The sequence below is a fragment of the Pseudonocardia sp. Cha107L01 genome, assembly GCF_052566575.1.
In genome coordinates, this window is record NZ_CP199579.1 from 2109669 (window position 1) to 2127571 (window position 17903).

Here is a 17903-nt window from a genome sequence, read left to right on the forward strand (position 1 = left end):
CACTGCGTCGGGCCTAGCTCAGTCCTGCGGCTTCTCCTGTTCCCTAGGGTTCCAGCGGGCAGGGTCGATTCGGCCCTGGTAGAGCGGTAGCTCCAGTGGTGCGTCGGCATCGGTGAACTGGTCCCACATCCGGTTCAGCCCGGCGGTGCCGAACTGGCGGACCCGGGTGACCTCGTCCAGGTCGAGTACATCGGTGAGCACCGTTGCGGTCGGGTCGTCCGCCTCCACCCGGACCCGCCCCTCCGGGTCCACCACCAGGCTGCGCCCCACCCCGACCGGCGCCGCCGCGTTCACGCTGACCACGAACACCTGGTTGACGATCGCGTTGGCCCGCGCCAGCACCAGCTCCTGCGCCCGGTCGCTGGTGGTGGTCTGCACCGGGTTGATGATCACCTCGGCGCCCATCCAGGCCAGCTGGCGCGACACCTCGGGGAACCACGCGTCGTAGCAGATGGAGAAGCCGAGCCGGCCGACGTCCGGCACGTCGAACACCACGAACTGCCCACCCGGCTGGAAGATCTCGTACGGCCGCCAGGGGAAGATCTTGCGGTAGGAGGCGGCCAGCTGCCCCTCCGGTGAGAACGCCACCGCGGTGTTGAACACCGCGCCCGGCGCACTGTCGTCGACCTCGCACAGGCTGCCGGGCAGCAGCCAGATGCCCAGGTCGCCGGCCAGCTCGGCGAGCGCCTTGACCCTCGGCCCGCTCAGCGGCTCCCCGGCCGCCCGCAGCTCCGCCTCGGAGCCCACCCCGAACAGGTGCAGCTCGGGGTAGGCCACCAGCCGGGTCTGCGGGAACCTCGCCAGCAGCGCCTGCACCTCGCCGGCGAATCGGCTCACGGAATCGGTGACCGGGATCGGCGACTCCTGGACGATCGCCACCGGCAAGGTTCGCGCCATTTCGGGACCCTAATCCGCTCGAGCCTCCGAGGGGAGGCTGGTCGAGGTCGACTCGGACCGCCTGAGAACCACTCTCAGATTGGCAGGCCGGTGAACACGGTGACGCGCTCCTCGGTGAAGTCGTCCATGGCCGACGCCGGGCCCTCGCGGCCGATGCCGGAGTCCTTGACACCGCCGTAGGGCATCTGGTCGGCCCGGAAGCTCGGTACGTCGCCGATCAGCAACCCACCGACCGCGAGCTTGCTGGACGCCTCGAACGCGGTGTGCAGGTTGGTGGTGAACACCCCGGCCTGCAGCCCGAACTTGGAGCTGTTCATCCGGTCGAAGCCCTCCTGGACCGAATCCACCCGGTTCAGCGAGAGCACCGGGCCGAAGACCTCCTCGGCCATGACCGCGGCGTCCTCCGGCACGTCGGTGAGCACGGTCGGCTCCACCGTCGCCTCGGACCGCCCGCCCCCGGTGGCCAGCGTCGCGCCGGCCGACACGGCCGAGGTCACCCAGGCCTCGACCCGCTCGGCGGCAGCCAGGTTGATCATCGGGCCGACGTCGGTACGCGGGTCCCTCGGATCACCCGTGACCAGCTTGCGCACCTCGGCGACGATCTTCGACCGCAGCTCGTCCCAGTGCGTGGTGTGGATGTACACCCGCTGCACCGAGATGCAGGACTGGCCGGCCTGGTACATCGCGAAGGTGGCGATGCGCTGCGCGGCGTAGTCGAGGTCGGTCCAGTCCGGGGTGACCAGAACCGCCGCGTTGCCGCCCAGCTCCAGCGCGACGTGCTTGCGCGGCACGCTGTCCTTGATGCTCCAGCCCACCGGCACGCTGCCGGTGAACGAGACGATCGGCAGCCTGGGGTCGGCGACCAGCCCGGGCGCGGCGCTGTTCGGCACCGGCAGCACCGACCAGGCACCGGCCGGCAGGTCGGTACCGGACAGGATCTCGCCGAGGGCCAGCGCGGTCAGCGGGGTGCCGGGCGCGGGCTTGAGCACGATCGGCGCGCCCACCGCGATGGCCGGCGCGACCTTGTGCGCGACCAGGTTGAGCGGGAAGTTGAACGGCGTGATGCCCAGTACCGGGCCTCGGGGCACCCGGCGGATCATCGCGGTCCGCCCGACGCCGCCGGGGTCGGTGTCCAGGCGCTGCATCTTCGGTGAGAAGCGGCGCGCCTCCTCGGCGGCCCACCGGAAGGTGGACACCGCGCGGTTGACCTCGACCCGGGACCACTTCAGCGGCTTGCCGGACTCGGCGGTGATCAGCCCGGCGATCTCGTCGGACCGGTCGGCCAGTGAGCGGGACACGTGGTCCAGCGCGTCGGCCCGCACGTGGGCGGGCAGGGCGGCGGTCTCGGCGCTCACGTCGGCGGCGGCCTGCACCGCGCGCTCGACGTCGTCGGAGCCGGGCAGGTCGTGCTCACCGGCGACCGAGTTGTCGTACGGGCTGCGGATCACCGCGGTGTCCGGGCCACTCGCGGGCTTGCCGGCCACCCAGAAAGGCGTACTCATCGCACCATCTCCTACGAGGTTCTTGCTGATGGAAGTGTGCGTCGTGAAGCGGAGGTATCAGGATGGCCATTATGTGGCGCTATAACGCCTAGACTGCGCCATTCTGGACAGTGTTATCCGGTCGAGGGACGAGCGGCGGGGTGAGCGACATGTCGGACAGTTCGCCGGCACCCGGCAACGGCTGGACCATCCCGGTCCGGGACCTGCTCACGCTGCCCGAGCTGCGGCTGCGGGTGGTCGCCGGCGCCGTCGGGTTGGACCGTGAGGTGTCCTGGGCGCACGTCAGCGAGATGGTCGACCCGACCGAGTTCCTGCGCGGCGGCGAGCTGCTGCTGCTCATCGGCGTCAGCCTGCCGGCCGGTGAACAGGCCCAGCACACCTACGTGGACCGGCTGGCCGACGCCGGCGTCGCGGCCATCGGCTTCGGCGTCGGGGTGCACTGGGACGAGGTCCCGCCGGCGCTCATCGCCGCCGCCGACCGGGTCGGGCTGCCGCTGCTCGTCGTACCCAGGGCCGTCCCGTTCCTCGCCATCACCCGCGCGGTCGCCCAGGCGATCAACCGGCGTGAGCTGGCCGCCAACGAGTACCTGATGCACGCCCAGCGGGGGCTCACCGCCGCCGCGGTCGGCCGGGGTGGGCTGGCCGCGGTGCTGGACGAGGTGCGGCGGCTGATCGGCGGCTGGGGGCTGCTGCTGAACCGGGGCGGCGCCGTGCTGGCCAGCTCACCGGCGGAGGCGGCCGGGAACCGGGCCACCCTGCGCGCCGACCTGGCCAGGCTGCGCGACGCCCCCGGTGCGGCCAGTCTGGTGGCCCGCGACGGCGACACCGAGATCTGGGTGCAGTCGCTGACCGCCGGTACCGAGGTGCTCGGCTACCTGGCCATCGGCCGGCCCGCCCGGCTCACCGCCACCGAGCGGCAGGTGGTGAACGCGGCGGTGCCGCTGTGCACGCTGTCGCTGGACCGGTCCCGGGTGGTCGGGCAGGGCAGCAGGCGACTGCAGGCGAGTGTGCTGCGGTTGCTGCTGGCCGGGCAGAGCAACCTGGTCGACTCGGTGGCCGACGAGCTGTGGAACGGGCTGCCGGCTGAGCCGGTGCTCGCGCTGGAGTGCCGGGCCGGCCGGTTCGTGCTGGTCGCGGCGCGGGAGCGGCTGGTCGCGGACCGGCAGCTCGCGGCCGCCCGGGTGCTGTACGGCGAACTGGACGACGCGCTGGTCTGCCTGGTCTCGCGGGGCGACGCGGAGCGGCTGCTGCGGGTGCTGCGCGGTATCGACGGGCTGCGGATCGGGGTGTCCGAGCCGTCCGGTTACGCCGAGCTGGCCCGCGCGCGTGGGCAGGCGCAGCGGGCCGCCTCCTACGGCACCGGCTCGGACACCCGGGTCACCTGGTTCCGGGACGTGCCCCAGTTGGGCCTGCTCGAGCTGCTGCCGGCGGATACCGCCGCCGAGTTCGCCACTGCGTTGCTGCGGCCGTTGCGCGCGGACGCCGAGGCCGCATCCGCCGCCACGGCCGCCCGCCGGGGTGACCTGCTGCGCTCGCTGCGGGTGTGGCTGGCGCACCACGGGCAGTGGGACCCGGCCGCCTCCGAGCTGGGCGTGCACCGGCACACCCTGCGCAACCGGATGCACAAGGTGGAACGGCTGCTCGGGCGGGAGCTGGATTCCCCGGACCTGCGCGCCGAACTCTGGCTCGCGTTGCGGCTGGAGGAACGGGAGCGCCGGTCAACTGGACGAACTGGCGACCCGTCCGGTGGAATCGGCCAGTCTGCACAGGCCTAGGGGGCTTGCCTGGCCACTAGCGTGCCGCACATGGTTGCTCAGCGCCGCGAGCTCGTCACTGCCGTTCCCGGCCCCAGGTCGGCCGCCCTCCAAGAGCGCCGGGTGCGCTCGGTCAGCGCCGGTATCGGCGCGGTACTGCCCATCTACATCGACGAAGCGTCAGGCGCGATCCTGCGCGATGTCGACGGCAATCAGCTGATCGACTTCGCCAGCGGGATCGCGGTGACCAGCGTCGGCAACAGCGACCCCCGGGTGGTGGCCCGGGTGCGCGAGCAGGTCGAGAAGTTCACCCACACCTGCTTCATGGTCACCTCCTACGAGCCGTACGTGGAGGTCTGCGAGCAGCTCAACGAGCTGACCCCCGGCGACCACGAGAAGCGCTCCGCGCTGTTCAACTCCGGCGCCGAGGCGGTGGAGAACGCGGTGAAGATCGCCCGCTACGCCACCGGCCGGGACGCCGTCGTGGCCTTCGACCACGGCTACCACGGGCGGACCAACCTGACCATGGCGCTGACCGCCAAGGCGATGCCGTACAAGTCCGGCTTCGGCCCGTTCGCCGGTGAGATCTACCGGGTGCCGATGGCCTACCCGTACCGCTGGCCGACCGGCCCGGAGCGCTGCTCCGCTGAAGCATTTGCGGCTTTCGTCGAAATGGTGCACGCGCAGGTCGGCGAGCTGAACACCGCCGCCGTGCTGCTCGAGCCGATCCAGGGTGAGGGCGGCTTCATCGTGCCCGCGCCCGGTTTCGTCGCGCGCGTCGCCGAGTGGTGCCACCAGAACGGCATCGTGTTCATCGCGGACGAGGTGCAGACCGGTTTCTGCCGCACCGGCGACTGGTTCGCCAGCACCCACGAGAACGTCGTACCGGACCTGATCACCACCGGCAAGGCGATCGGCGGCGGGCTGCCGCTGGCCGCCGTGACCGGTCGCGCCGAGCTGATGAACGCGGTGCACACCGGTGGCCTCGGCGGCACCTACGGCGGCAACCCGATCGCCTGCGCGGCGGCCCTCGGCGCCATCGAGACCATGCGCGAGGACAACCTGGTCGAGCGGGCCCGTCAGCTGGGCGGCGTGCTGCGGTCCCGGCTGGACACGCTGGCCTCGAAGTACCCGGTCATCGGTGAGGTGCGTGGGCGTGGGCTGATGCAGGCTGTGGAGCTGGTCAGTGACTCCGGCGCCAAGACGCCAGACCCGGCGGTCACGGCGGCGCTGACGGCGGCCTGCCACCGCAACGGCCTGCTCACCCTGACCTGCGGCACCTTCGGCAACGTCCTGCGGTTCCTGCCGCCGCTGGTGATCAGCGAGGAGCTGCTCGACGAGGGGTTGTCGGTCTTCGAGTCGGCGCTGGCCGAGGTCGCCGGCTGAGTCCCCGCGGCTGCCTGTGAGTGGAGTCGGTCGCCCTGGCGACCAACACCACTCACAGGCAGTACCACTCACAGGTCCTCAGACGGTGCGGGTGCTGCCGCCGTCGATCCGGTACTCGGCCCCGACGATGCTGGGTGCGCGGTCCGAGACCAGGAAACCGACCAGCTCGGCGACCTCGTCCGGGTGGGCCGGGCGCCCCAGCGGGATGCCGCCGATCGAGTCCATGATCCGCCGGCGGGAGGTGGCCTCGTCGATCCCGTCCGCCTCAGCGAGCGCGCGCACCATGCCGGCGGCCGCCTCGGTCTCCACGAATCCGGGCGACACACTGTTCACCCGTACCCCGGCCGGGGCGACCTGGTTGGCGAGGTTCTTGCTGTAGTTGGCCAGTGCCGCCTTGGCCGCCGCGTACGGCACGGTGGTGGGCAGCGGGGTGGTGCGCTGCACCGAGGTGACGTGCACGATCGCGCCCCGGCCGCGCGCCAGCATGGCCGGCAGCAGCGCCCGGTCCAGCCGGACGGCGGACATCAGGTTCATGTCCAGGCTGTGTTGCCAGACCTTGTCGGCGGTGGCGACGGCGCCGCCCGGTTCCTGGTCGGAGCCGCCGACCACGTGCACGATGATGTCCACGTCGCCGAGCTGTTCGCCGGCCGCGGCGGCCACCGCGTCGACTCCCTCCGGGGTACTCACGTCGGCCCGCACGAACCGCACCCCGGTCGGCAGCGTGGCCGGTGCGGAGCGGGCGGTGGTGAGGACGGTCGCGCCGGCGCCGGCCAGCCGCGCGGTGATCGCGGCGCCGATGCCCTTGCTGCCGCCGGTGACCACCGCGGTGCGGCCGGCCAGTTCCCCGTTCGTCGCTGTGGTCATTTGTGGCTTCCCTGTTCGTTGCGGGTGGGGTGCGGGCTGTGCCCCGGGCGCGGTGTCACGGGCAGATGGTGAGTGCGGCGATCCGGTCGCCGGCGAGGCTGAAGTGCTGGTGCAGCACGACCGGGCTGCCCGGGAAGTTGCCGGCGACCTCGACCCGCAGCGCCGCCGCCGTGGTCGGCGCGGTGGTGGGCGGCGCGGTGGCGGACCAGCGGTGTGCGCCGAGCACGCGGTACGTGAGGGTGTACTTGCTGGCCAGCTCACCGAGCCAGGCGCGGATGGCGACCCTGCCGAGGTGGTCCTTGCCCTCGTCGTGCACCAGGGCGTCGTCGGTGAAGCAGTCCAGAATGGTGTCGACCTCGCTGCCCAGCTTGGCCGCGAGGTAGGTGCTGATCACGGTCGGTACGTCGAGGTCCTCGCTCAGCTTCAGGCTCATGACCCCAGGCTGGCCGCCCGTGGTGAACGTTGACAGGGACTGTCGGTCTGTGGCTACGCCGGCCGAAACGGGCGATGATCGTGGCATGGACCGCAGCGAGCTGGCCGACTTTCTCCGCCGGCGCCGGGAACGGCTGCGCCCGAGGGACGTCGGGCTGCCCGTCTCGGGGCGCCGGCGCACCCCCGGCCTGCGCCGCGAGGAAGTTGCCCAGCTGGTCGGGATGTCCACCGACTACTACGTGCGGCTCGAGCAGCAGCGCGGCCCTCGGCCGTCCTCCCAGGTGCTCGCCGCCTTGGCCCGCGCGCTGCGGTTGACCGACGACGAGCGGGACCACCTGTTCGTGCTCGCCGGGCACCACGCTCCGGCCGGGGCCAGGGCCGGCGACCACGTCCGGCCCGGGCTGCTCGCGCTGCTGGACCAGCTCGAGCACGCGCCGGCGCAGATCCTCACCGACCTCGGTGACCTGCTCGCGCAGAACAGCCTGGCCCGGCTGTTGTTCGGCGGTATGTGCTCGGTGGAGGAGTCCGACCGCAACGTGGTGTGGCGCTGGTTCACCGACCCCGGCGTGCGCGAGCTGTACCCGGTCGGCGAGCACGAGTACTACAGCCGGGTGCACGTGGCGGACCTGCGCGGAGCGGTCGCCCGCCGGGGCAACGACCCGACGGCGGCCGCCCTGCTGCGCCGGTTGCGCAGGGACAGCGCCGAGTTCGCCGCGCTCTGGGACGAGCACGACGTGGCGGTGCGCCGGGCGAGCCGGATGCGAATCCAGCACCCGGTACTGGGTCCGCTCGAGCTGGACAGCGAGCTGCTGCTGACCCCCGCCGAGGACCAGCGGTTCGTCGTCTTCACCGCGCCGCCGGGCAGTGACACCGCGGCGCAGCTGGACCTGCTGCGGGTGGTCGGCCACGAGCGGTTCGAGTCCAGCGAGCAGGACTAGGCGTCCAGTTTCATGATCAACAGTACCTGAGGGCTGTTTCCGAGCTCCCAAACAGCCCTCAGGTCCTGGTGGTCATGGCCACACGCCTGGCTGTTGCGTATACGTCAGCCGACGAGCTGCTCGGAGACCTCCCAGAGGCGGTCGGCGCTGACCGGGTCGAGTGCGTAGGCCGGCACCCCGGTCAGGTCGGCGGGCGCCTCGTCCACCACGACCGCCTCCTCGTTGTTCACGAAGTAGCGCCCGCCGATGCCCTTGAGCAGCGGTGAGGTGGCCAGCAGCACCGACGTCGAAGCGCCCTGCTCCGGGGTCTTCCACAGGTAGCGCTGCGCCCGGAGCCCGCCGACGTGGCGCTGCAGGTTGGTCCTGATCGCGCCGGGCATCAGGGCGTTCGCGGTGATGCCCTCGCCCGCCCAGCGTGCGGTGGCGCCCACCGCGAACAACACGTTCGCCGTCTTGGACTGGCCGTAGGCATCCCACGGGTCGTACGGCCGGTGCTTGAAGTGCAGGTCGTCGAAGATCACCGGCGACCGGAACGTCGCGCTCGAGCTGACCACCACGATGCGGGCCTCCCCGGCGGACGCACCGGCGACGAGCGCGCTGTGCAGCCCGGTGGCCAGGGCGAAGTGCCCCAGGTGGTTGGTCGCGAACTGCAGCTCCCAGCCTTCCGCGGTGTGGGTCTCCGGGGTGGCCATCACACCGGCGTTGTTGACCAGCAGGTGCAGCGGACCGTGCCAGCCGGCGATGAAGGCCGCGATGGACGCCCGGTCGGTCAGGTCCAGCGGGGCGACCTGCACGGAGGCGTTGCCGGTGCTCGCGGTGATGTCGGCGGCGACCAGGGCGCCTGTGTCGGTGTTGCGCACCGCGAGGGTGACGTCGGCGCCGATGCCGGCCAGTGCACGGGCGGTCTCGATGCCGATGCCGGACGCGCCGCCGGTGACGATCGCGCGCTTGCCCGACAGGTCGGTGCCGGCGGCCACCTCGGCGGCGGTGGACTCGAAGTTGAAGGGGGTGGTGATGCGGGTCATCAGTGTGCTCCCACAGCTATCATGGACTCAACCGGAGGAACCTCCGGTACGTTCGAGACTAACCGGAGGGACCTCCGATTAGCAACCCTGAGGTGGTGCGCGTTGTGACCGATGCCCGGCCGATGCGCGCGGACGCCCGGCGCAATCGGGAGAAGCTGCTGGTAGTGGCGGTCGAGATGCTGTCGGGTACCGATTCCGAGGTGCCCCTGGAGTCGATCGCCAAGCGCGCCGGTGTCGGCATCGGCACGTTGTACCGGCACTTCCCGACCCGGGGTGATCTTGTCGAGGCGGTCTACCGGCAGGAGGTCGACCGGGTCTGCCACGCGGTCGACGAGCTGCTCGCCGAGCTGCCGCCGGATGAGGCGCTGCGCGCCTGGATGGACCGGTTCGTCACCTATTTCGCCACCAAGCACGGCATGGCGGCGGCGCTGCGCGCGGCGGTCTCGCCGGACTCCAACCTGTTCGGGCACACCTACCGGCAGCTCGTGACCGCGCTGGATGCATTGCTGGGGGCCGGGGCCGCCGCCGGCACCATCCGCGCCGACGTGCCGCCGGACGATGTGGTGCTCGCGCTGCGTGGGGCCTGGGCGGCCGCCGAGGCGCCGGACGGGTCGGCCCGGGCCGGACGGCTGCTCGACCTGCTGATGGACGGGCTGCGCTACGGTGCGCCGGGCGCCAGCTGACGGACGGGCTCCGGTAGAAGCGCCGGGCGCCGGCTGACGGTCCCCGGGTGTCGGCGCAACAATCGCCCTGTGGGGAACGATCGTTCGGTCGATTCGACCGTTAGCATGGTGCCGTGAGCACCCCGGAAACCCAGGAACCGGCGGTCCGCGTCGACCGCGACGAGAAGGACCCCGCCGTCGCCGTCGTCACGCTGAACCGGCCGCAGCGGCGCAACGCCCTCACCGTCGAGCTGAAAGAAGCGCTGGTCGAGGCGCTGAACCTGGTGGCGGGCGACGCCGAGGTTCGCGCCGTGGTGTTGACCGGCAGCGGCAAGTCGTTCTGCGTCGGGCAGGATCTCGGCGAGCATGCCGAGACACTGCGCGCCGACCCGGCTACCAGCTTCAATACCGTGGAGCGGCACTACAACCCGATCGTCCGTGCGCTCGCCGAGATGCCCAAGCCGGTGGTCGCGGCGATCAACGGCGGCGCGGTCGGTGCCGGACTGGGCTTCGCGCTGGCCTGCGACCTGCGCGTCGCCGCCGAGGGCGCCCCGTTCGCCACCGCGTTCGCGGCCATCGGGCTGACCGCCGACTCCGGGCTGTCCGCCAGCCTGGTGCACTCGCTCGGCGCGGCCAGGGCCACCGAGTTGATGCTGCTCGGCGAGTCGTTCAGCGCCGAGCAGGCCAAGGAGTGGGGGCTGGTGCGCGCGGTCGTCCCGGCCGGCGAGGTGCTCGGTGCCGCGCTCGAGTTGGCACGCCGCCTGGCCGCCGGCCCGACGGCCGCGTACGCCGAGATCAAGAAGGCGCTCGCGCTCGGGGCGGTCTCGCCGCTGGAGACGGTGCTGGCCGGCGAAGGGGCCGGACAGGCCAGGCTCGGGGTGACCAGGGACCACCAGGGCGCGGTGGATGCCTTCCTGGCCAAGCAGCGCCCGACTTTCGAGGGCGCGTGACGGCCGCCGCCCCGTCCGATCCGGCCGGCCCGCCACCGCGCACCCGGCGCACCCGGGCCGGCGACGGGACCCGCCGCCAGGTGTACGACGCGACCTCGCTGCTGGCCGTGGCGGTGACCGAGTTCAACACGCGGGGCTACGACGCGACCAGCATGGAAGATCTGTCCCGCGCCGCCGGGATCACCAAGTCGTCGTTCTACCACCACGTCAGCGGCAAGGAGGAGTTGCTGCGCGCCGCACTCAGCCGCGCGCTGGACGGCCTGTTCGGCATCCTCGACGAGCCGGCCGCGCGCGAGGGCACCCCGCTGGAGCGACTGCGGCACATCGTCTACCGGCAGGTCGAGGTGCTGACCAGTGAGCTGCCCTACGTCACGCTGCTGCTGCGGGTCCGGGGCAACACTGAGACCGAGCGGTGGGCGCTGGCGCGGCGCCGCGAGTTCGACGCGAGCATCGCCACGCTGGTGGCCGACGCCGGCGCGGCCGGCCAGATCCGCTCCGACGTCGAGCCGGCGCTGGCCGCCCGGCTGCTGTCCGGCACGGTCAACTCGTTGATCGAGTGGTACCGGCCAGGGCGCAGCGGCTCAAAGACGTTGCCGGCCGACGTGGTGCGGGTCGTCTCCGACGGCATCCTCCCGCCGGCCTGAGTCACCCCCGAGCCCCCCGAGCCCCCGAGCGGTCGTGACGTGGGCGCTCGGTGGCCGGGTCGGACCTCGGCTCGCACAGACCGCGTCTACGTGGCACAGGGGTTACAGGGTGTGTGCGGTCTGCACGCGGTCTGTGCGGCCTCCAGCCCGGGGTGCGGACGGCGGCAAAAGTGCGACAGGTGGCCGCTCCGCCTTGCGCCGCCCGGTCCGCTGCGTCATGATGAAACGAACGAACATTCGGTTCATAGGAGACGCGCCGTGACCACCACCGAGCATCACGCCGAGCCCTCCGTCGAAGCGCTGTTCGACGGAACGATCGCGGCCGACCAGCGCATCGAACCCCGGGACTGGATGCCGGACGCCTACCGGGCCACGTTGATCCGGCAGATCGCTCAGCACGCGCACTCGGAGATCATCGGCATGCAGCCGGAGGGGAACTGGATCCTGCGGGCGCCGAGCCTGCGCCGCAAGGCGATCCTGCTGGCCAAGGTCCAGGACGAGGCCGGGCACGGGCTGTACCTCTACGCGGCGGCCGAGACCCTCGGGGTTGACCGCGCCGAGCTCACCGAGAAGCTGATCACGAACCGGCAGAAGTACTCGTCGATCTTCAACTATCCGACGCTGTCGTATGCCGACATCGGGGTGATCGGCTGGCTGGTGGACGGTGCGGCGATCTGTAACCAGGTGCCGCTGTGCCGCTGCTCGTACGGCCCGTACGCCCGGGCGATGATCCGGGTCTGCAAGGAGGAGTCGTTCCACCAGCGCCAGGGTTACGAGCTGCTGATGACCATGATGCGGGGCACGGACGCTCAGCGGGAGATGGTCCAGGAGTCGACGAACCGCTGGTGGTGGCCGTCGTTGATGATGTTCGGCCCGCCGGACGGGGACTCGCCGAACACCCAGCAGTCGATGACCTGGGGCATCAAGCGGCACACCAACGACGAGCTGCGCCAGCGCTTCGTGGACATGTCGGTGCCGCAGGCCGAGGCCCTGGGCGTGACGCTGCCCGATCCGGACCTGCGCTGGAACGACGAGCGCAAGGCGCACGACTACGGCGAACCGGACTGGTCCGAGTTCAAGGCTGTGGTCAGCGGCGGCGGGCCGTGCAACGCGCAGCGGATCGCGCACCGGCGCCGGGCGCACGACAACGGTGCGTGGGTACGGGATGCGGCGGACGCCTACGCGGCCAAGCAGGCAACGAAGCGGGAGGCGCGGGCATGAGCGAGCGGGCGAGCGAGCCGTCGAGGCAGCGCGGGCGCGGCGGCTGGCCGCTGTACGAGGTGTTCGTCCGGGGCAAGCGCGGCCTGAACCACGTGCACGTGGGTTCGCTGCACGCGGCCGACGCCGAGATGGCGCTGCACAACGCGCGCGACGTCTACACCCGGCGCAACGAGGGCGTGAGCATCTGGGTGGTCCGCGCCGACGACATCACCGCGTCCAGCCCGGCGGAGAAGGACCCGTTCTTCGCCCCGGCCGGCGACAAGGTCTACCGGCACCCGACGTTCTACGACATCCCCGAGGAGGTGCCGCACCTGTGAACGCAGCGAACGAGGTCGTACACGGCGGGCACGACGGGCACGGGACCAATGTCTACGAAGGGCTGACCGAGGATCACGGTGACACCCACTGGGCGTTCGGCACCGGGTTCGACACCGAGGCCACCGAGCTGACCGCGCCGGTCCCGGCCGGGGTGGACGCCGCTGACCTGGCCGAGTACTGCCTGATGCTCGGCGACGACGCGCTGATCTACAGCCAGCGCCTCGCCGAGTGGGTCAGCAACGCGCCCGAGCTGGAGGAGGAGGTGGCGCTGGCCAACACCGCGCTCGACCTGCTCGGCCAGGCCCGGGTGCTGCTGGCCCGCGCGGCGCACGTCGAAGGCACGGCGCGCGAAGGCACGGCCGGCACGGCTAGCGGTCCGGCCCGGGACGAGGACCAGCTCGCCTACTGGCGCGGCGACGCCGAGTTCCGCAACGTGGCACTCGCCGAGCTGGGCAACGACGGCGACTTCGGGAAGGCGATCGCGCAGCTGCTGATCTTCTCGTCCTGGCGGCTGGCGCTGCTCGACCGGCTGCGTGACTCCGCGGACCCGGTGCTCGCCGCGGTGGCCGGCAAGGGCGTCAAGGAGCTGACCTACCACCGGGACTACGCGGCGCGCTGGACACTGCGCCTCGGCGACGGCACCGACGAGTCGCGCCGGCGGATGCAGGCGGCGCTGGAGTGGGCGTGGCCGAGGGTCGACGAGCTGTTCCGCGCCTCCGACGTGGAGCGTCGACTGGTGGCCGCCGGTGTCGCGGTGGATCCCGCCGGGGTGCGCGACGAGGTCGACGCGGTGCTCGACGAGGTGCTCGGCCGCGCCACGCTGACCCGGCCGCGGCTGCCCGGCGCCGGCACGATCGGCGGCCGGGGTGGTCGCCAGGGCGTGCACACCGAGGCGCTCGGGCACGTGCTCGCCGAGATGCAGAGCCTGGCCCGGCAACACCCGGAGGCGACGTGGTGACCCCCGTGAGTGCGGAGTGGTCCCCTGAGACCACTCGCCACTCACGAGCCCAGAACTCACGAGCACAGAACTCACGAGCACAGAACGCGGCCGACGTCGTGGGCACCGTCGTCGACCCCGAGATGCCGATGCTGACCCTTGCCGACCTGGGCGTGGTCCGTTCGGTCGAGGTGCGCGACGGCGACAGGGCGGTCACGGTGACCATCACGCCGACCTACTCCGGCTGCCCGGCGCTGGAGGAGATGCGCGCCGACCTGCGGACCGCGCTGGCCGACGCCGGATACCGCCAGGTCGAGGTGCGCACTGTGTTCTCGCCGCCGTGGAGCACCGACTGGATCACCGAGGACGGCCGCCGCAAGCTGGCCGAGGCCGGTGTCGCGCCGCCAGGGCGCGTGTCGGCCGCGGCCGCCGGTCCGATCCCGCTGACCCTGGACCCGCCGTCGTCGTCGGCGGTGCGCTGCCCGCGCTGCGGCGCGCCGGCCACCGAGGAGCTGTCCCGGTTCGGCCCGACCGCGTGCACCGAGCTGCGGCGTTGTCCCGCCTGCCGTGAACCCTTCGAACATATGAAGGAGATCTGAGGGTGAGTGAGCATCGCAGCGAGCGCCAGCGAGCGAGGAGCGGAGCGATCCCGAGGACGACCAGAGGGCAGCGTGATCTGAGGGTGAGTGAGCATCGCAGCGAGCGCCAGCGAGCGAGGAGCGGAGCGATCCCGAGGACGACCAGAGGGCAGCGTGATCTGAGGGTGAGTGAGCATCGCAGCGAGCGCCAGCGAGCGAGGAGCGGAGCGATCCCGAAGACGACCACACGCAAGGAGATCTGAGGTGAGTGCGCCAGCCGGCACCGACGAGGTGGTCGCGCCAGCACGCAGCGGGTTCCACACCCTGCGGGTGGCCGGCGTGGAGCGGCTATGCGAGGACGCCGTCGCGGTCAGCTTCGAGGTACCGGAGGCGCTGCGCGAGCAGTACGCGTTCCGCCCCGGGCAGTACCTGACGCTGCGCCAGCTCACCGCCGACGGCGAGGAGCGCCGGTCGTACTCGATCTGCGCACCGGTCGGCGCCGCGCCGAGGGTCGGCGTGCGGCGGGTGGACTCCGGGCTGTTCTCCGAGTGGCTGGTGGACCGGGTCAGAGCGGGCGACGAGATCGAGGTCGGTCCGCCGTCCGGTTCGTTCACCCCCGAGCTGCGGGCGGGCACCCATCACGGCCTGATCGCGGCCGGCTCGGGTATCACCCCGGTGCTGTCCATCGCATCGAGCCTGCTCGCTGCGCATCCCGACGTCCGGGTCACCCTGCTCTACGGCAACCGGCGCACCGACACGGTGATGTTCACCGAGGAGCTCGCCGACCTGAAGAACGCCTACGGACCCCGGCTTCACCTGCTGCACGTGCTGTCCCGCGAGCCGATGGAGGCGGAGATCTTCTCCGGCCGCCTCGACGCGGACAAGCTGCGCGAGCTGCTCACCCTGCTGGTCGACACCGAGGACGTGGACGACTGGTGGCTGTGCGGCCCGCTGGGTATGACGGAGGCCGCCGTGACGGTCCTCGGTGAGCTCGGCGTCGAGCGCAAGCGGGTGCACCGTGAGCTGTTCTACGTCGGTGAGCCGCCGCCGGAGCTGCGCCACGTCGATGTGGACACCTCCGTCGACGGTGAGACCAGCGAGGTCACCGTGGTGCTCAACGGCCGGTCCACCACGCTGACGCTGCCCCGCGCCGTCTCGGTGCTGGACGCGGCCCAGCGGGTGCGGGGTGACCTGCCGTTCGCCTGCAAGGGCGGCGTGTGCGGCACCTGTCGGGCGATGGTCACCGACGGCGAGGTGACCATGCGGCGCAACTTCGCGCTGGAGGACGACGAGCTGGCCGCCGGCTACGTGCTGACCTGCCAGTCGCTGCCCACCACCGACACGGTGACCGTCGACTACGACTGCTGAGGCTCAGGACCTCCGGTCGGTCAGCGAGTCCACGACCAAACTGAGCCCGGAGCCGAGCATCCAGACGTCCTTGGCGATCGGCAGGCCCTGCTGGGTGGGGCGCAGGCTGCCTTCCTCGCGCATGCCGGGGGTGCGCAGGTAGAGCCCGAGCAGGCCCGCCGAGAACGCGGTCAGGCCTGCACCGGCCAGCAGCCCGGGCACGACCGGGAGCAGCAGCGCCGCACCGAGCGCGATCTCGCCTGCCGAGAGCAGCTTGAGGAAGTTGGCCGGTTCCAGGCTCTTGACCACCGGATAGGTGCCGGCGGTGAAACCGTGCAGCTGGGCGGCGGTCTGCTCGTCGGCGGTCCGCTTCTGCAGACCGGAGTTGAGGATGAACGCGCCGGTCGCCAGCCGGAGCGGGATCTGCCGTGCCTTGACGCGGAACTTCATGCGGCGCTCCTTGTTGTGGTTGGGCGTTCAACCATATGCCCAGCGCCGAACCGGATCGCCGCTGACTGAGTCGAGCCTCATCAGTCACACCCCGGGGTTACGTCCGGCGGACCAAACGAACCCGAAGGTGCGGAGAGTGCCGTGTCGCCGGCCGTGACGCTCCGTAAGCGGTCTCACTCTGTGCAACTATGCGGCCGTCCAAGACGGGTCCGGCGCAGGGGTGGTCGCCGGGTCCCTGGCCGCAACACGACCAGTGCTGACCGGAACAGACGACCGCGGATGGGGGGCGATCGGCCGTGGCCAGGAGGAAACATGAAGGCTCGCGGGTTGGTCTTTGACCTGTTCGGCGACTACCTGGGGGATCGGGGCGGCGAGGTCCGGTTACGGAGCTTGATCGCGCTGATGGACTGCTTCGGGGTGCCCGAGCCAACCGTCCGGGTAGTGGTCGCCCGATTACGCAAGGAAGGTTGGCTGGGCAGCCGGCGGGACGGCCGGGAGACCACCTACCTGCTGACCGACTCCGCCGCGCGGCAGCTCGAGGTGGGCCGCTCCCGGATCTTCCACCGCGGTAACGATCCGTGGGACGGCCAGTGGCACATGGTCATCTACTCGGTGCCCGAGACCGAGCGCGCGCTGCGTGAGCAGCTCCGCAGGAAGCTGTGTTGGCTGGGGTTCGGGCCGTTGTCCTCGTCGGTCTGGCTCAGCCCGCACGACCGGATCAGTGACGTCAAGGCGAGCTTCGCGGACCGGCCGGTGATCCGGATGGACACCTTCAAGGCGCGGTCCGGGAGCGCCGACGTGGACCGGGAGATGGCCGCGCGCTCGTGGTGCCTGGGATCGCTGAACCGGGACTACGCCGAGATGCTGGCGAGGTACCGGCCCCGGCTGTCCAGGTACCGCGCCGGCGAGCTGCACGGCAAGGCCGCCCTGGTCGAGCGGGTACAGCTGGTCCACGACTACCGCGCGTTCCCGCACCGCGACCCCGACCTGCCCGCACAGCTGCTCCCCGACGGTTGGGCCGGCCGGGCCGCGCACGAGGTGTTCCTCGAGGCCCACGAACTGCTCAGGGAACCCGCCGAGGCCTACGTGGACACCCTGCTTCTGGGGCGCCGCGCCAGTGAACCTCGGGTGGCCGAACTGGACGCCTCCTAGTTTTCGACCCGGGTGTCCTGAGTCCGTCGGTGAGCGGGCCTCGTCCGGAGTTGGCAGGATCTCCGTGGCGAGCACTGATCGGAGAACCTGATGAGCGGGCACGACCTGGCCGGCACACTGTCCTGGATGTACACCGGCACCAGCTTCCTGCTCGACGCCGTCGATCGGCTCACCGACGACGAGCTGCGCCAGCCCAGCGGACTGCCCGGCTGGAGTCGGGCACACCTGGTCGGGCACCTCGCCCGCAACGCTGAGGCACTGAGCCGGCTGGCGGCCTGGGCCCGCACGGGCGTGGAGACACCGATGTACGCCAGCCCGACTCAGCGCGACGCCGACATCGAGGAGTCCGCCACCCTCTCGGCGGGCCGGCTGCGCGAGGACCTGGCGGGTACCGCCGCCGCGCTGACCGAGGCGCTCGGCGCACTCGACGACACGACCTGGCAGGCCCCGCTGCGCAGCGCACAGGGTCGGACGATCCCGGCCACCGAGGTGCCGTGGATGCGGGTGCGCGAGGTGTGGCTGCACACGGTGGACCTGGCCGCCGGCGCGCGGATGGACGATCTGCCGGCCGGCGTGCTGGACGCGCTGCTCACCGACGTCTGCGGGACGCTCTCCGGTCGCGAGGACTGCCCGGCCGTACTGCTGCGCCCCACCGACCGGGAGCGCACTCTGCGCCTCGGCCCGGCGGTCGGCGCGCCGATCACGCTGACCGGCAGCGTCGCGGACCTGGCCGGCTGGCTGGTCGGCCGAGGCGTCCCCGGTGGCCTCGCGGCACGGGGTGAGACCGGCGAGATCGCGGTCCCGAAACCGCCTCGCTGGCTTTAGCATTTCTTGATCATCAGTACC

At 71.7% G+C, this 17903-nt stretch carries 19 protein-coding genes; 13 read left to right on the plus strand and 6 right to left on the minus strand.

Annotated features, from left to right (window positions below):
* Positions 1-18: 18 nt before the first annotated feature.
* Together ACTXG6_RS10110 and ACTXG6_RS10115 are read right to left on the minus strand one after the other, a co-directional pair.
* Complete coding sequence (locus ACTXG6_RS10110) at positions 19-897, minus strand: carbon-nitrogen hydrolase family protein (RefSeq protein ID WP_445187500.1); 879 nt, start codon at positions 895-897, stop codon at positions 19-21.
* 74 nt (positions 898-971) lie between these two features.
* Positions 972-2399, minus strand: coding sequence for an aldehyde dehydrogenase family protein (locus tag ACTXG6_RS10115; RefSeq protein ID WP_445187501.1), 1428 nt, complete (start codon positions 2397-2399; stop codon positions 972-974).
* A 149-nt stretch (positions 2400-2548) separates the two neighbouring features.
* On the opposite strand from ACTXG6_RS10115, the gene ACTXG6_RS10120 reads away from it, so the two are divergent.
* Both ACTXG6_RS10120 and gabT read left to right on the plus strand, forming a co-directional pair.
* The gene (locus ACTXG6_RS10120) at positions 2549-4174 is read left to right on the plus strand and encodes a PucR family transcriptional regulator (protein WP_445187502.1); all 1626 of its coding nucleotides are present in this window, start codon (positions 2549-2551) and stop codon (positions 4172-4174) included.
* A gap of 30 nt (positions 4175-4204) precedes the next feature.
* Entirely contained in the window at positions 4205-5539 is a 1335-nt protein-coding gene (gabT, locus tag ACTXG6_RS10125; RefSeq protein ID WP_445187503.1) for a 4-aminobutyrate--2-oxoglutarate transaminase, read from the plus strand.
* A gap of 78 nt (positions 5540-5617) precedes the next feature.
* Here gabT and ACTXG6_RS10130 read toward each other — a convergent pair whose 3' ends face one another.
* Positions 5618-6403, minus strand: coding sequence for an SDR family oxidoreductase (locus ACTXG6_RS10130; RefSeq protein ID WP_445187504.1), 786 nt, complete (start codon positions 6401-6403; stop codon positions 5618-5620).
* Between the two features lie 55 nt (positions 6404-6458).
* On the minus strand, positions 6459-6836 hold the full coding sequence (locus ACTXG6_RS10135; RefSeq protein WP_445187505.1) for a hypothetical protein: 378 nt from the start codon (positions 6834-6836) through the stop codon (positions 6459-6461).
* 85 nt (positions 6837-6921) lie between these two features.
* On the opposite strand from ACTXG6_RS10135, the gene ACTXG6_RS10140 reads away from it, so the two are divergent.
* On the plus strand, positions 6922-7773 hold the full coding sequence (locus tag ACTXG6_RS10140) for a helix-turn-helix transcriptional regulator (RefSeq protein WP_445187506.1): 852 nt from the start codon (positions 6922-6924) through the stop codon (positions 7771-7773).
* 104 nt (positions 7774-7877) lie between these two features.
* On the opposite strand, the gene ACTXG6_RS10145 is transcribed toward ACTXG6_RS10140, so the two are convergent.
* A complete protein-coding gene (locus ACTXG6_RS10145; protein WP_445187507.1) occupies positions 7878-8798 on the minus strand; it encodes an SDR family NAD(P)-dependent oxidoreductase in 921 nt (306 codons plus the stop codon).
* A 104-nt stretch (positions 8799-8902) separates the two neighbouring features.
* Here ACTXG6_RS10145 and ACTXG6_RS10150 point away from each other — a divergent pair, with 104 nt between their 5' ends.
* The 8 genes from ACTXG6_RS10150 (at position 8903) to paaE (ending at position 15476) form a co-directional block, all read left to right on the plus strand.
* A complete protein-coding gene (locus ACTXG6_RS10150; RefSeq protein ID WP_445187508.1) occupies positions 8903-9481 on the plus strand; it encodes a TetR/AcrR family transcriptional regulator in 579 nt (192 codons plus the stop codon).
* 113 nt (positions 9482-9594) lie between these two features.
* Positions 9595-10410: an enoyl-CoA hydratase/isomerase family protein gene (locus ACTXG6_RS10155; RefSeq protein WP_445187509.1), complete on the plus strand. Its 816-nt coding sequence runs from the start codon at positions 9595-9597 to the stop codon at positions 10408-10410.
* Positions 10407-11054 (plus strand): TetR/AcrR family transcriptional regulator, encoded by a 648-nt coding sequence (locus tag ACTXG6_RS10160; protein ID WP_445187510.1) that lies wholly within the window; start codon positions 10407-10409, stop codon positions 11052-11054. The genes ACTXG6_RS10155 and ACTXG6_RS10160 overlap by 4 nt, the downstream gene beginning before the upstream one ends.
* Before the next feature lie 258 nt (positions 11055-11312).
* On the plus strand, positions 11313-12275 hold the full coding sequence (gene paaA / locus ACTXG6_RS10165; RefSeq protein ID WP_445187511.1) for a 1,2-phenylacetyl-CoA epoxidase subunit PaaA: 963 nt from the start codon (positions 11313-11315) through the stop codon (positions 12273-12275).
* Positions 12272-12592, plus strand: a complete 321-nt coding sequence (gene paaB, locus ACTXG6_RS10170) for a 1,2-phenylacetyl-CoA epoxidase subunit PaaB (protein WP_445187512.1) — start codon at positions 12272-12274, stop codon at positions 12590-12592. Before paaA ends, paaB begins: the two co-directional genes overlap by 4 nt.
* A complete protein-coding gene (gene paaC, locus ACTXG6_RS10175) occupies positions 12589-13551 on the plus strand; it encodes a 1,2-phenylacetyl-CoA epoxidase subunit PaaC (protein ID WP_445187513.1) in 963 nt (320 codons plus the stop codon). Before paaB ends, paaC begins: the two co-directional genes overlap by 4 nt.
* Before the next feature lie 98 nt (positions 13552-13649).
* Positions 13650-14129, plus strand: coding sequence for a 1,2-phenylacetyl-CoA epoxidase subunit PaaD (gene paaD / locus ACTXG6_RS10180; RefSeq protein ID WP_445187514.1), 480 nt, complete (start codon positions 13650-13652; stop codon positions 14127-14129).
* A gap of 243 nt (positions 14130-14372) precedes the next feature.
* Positions 14373-15476, plus strand: coding sequence for a 1,2-phenylacetyl-CoA epoxidase subunit PaaE (gene paaE / locus ACTXG6_RS10185; protein ID WP_445187515.1), 1104 nt, complete (start codon positions 14373-14375; stop codon positions 15474-15476).
* Between the two features lie 3 nt (positions 15477-15479).
* On the opposite strand, the gene ACTXG6_RS10190 is transcribed toward paaE, so the two are convergent.
* Positions 15480-15905, minus strand: coding sequence for a hypothetical protein (locus ACTXG6_RS10190; protein ID WP_445187516.1), 426 nt, complete (start codon positions 15903-15905; stop codon positions 15480-15482).
* Positions 15906-16217: 312 nt separating this feature from the next.
* Between ACTXG6_RS10190 and ACTXG6_RS10195 the strand changes: the two genes are divergently transcribed.
* Both ACTXG6_RS10195 and ACTXG6_RS10200 read left to right on the plus strand, forming a co-directional pair.
* Entirely contained in the window at positions 16218-17057 is an 840-nt protein-coding gene (locus ACTXG6_RS10195; protein WP_445187517.1) for a PaaX family transcriptional regulator, read from the plus strand.
* 90 nt (positions 17058-17147) lie between these two features.
* The gene (locus ACTXG6_RS10200) at positions 17148-17882 is read left to right on the plus strand and encodes a maleylpyruvate isomerase family mycothiol-dependent enzyme (RefSeq protein ID WP_445187518.1); all 735 of its coding nucleotides are present in this window, start codon (positions 17148-17150) and stop codon (positions 17880-17882) included.
* Positions 17883-17903: the final 21 nt, after the last annotated feature.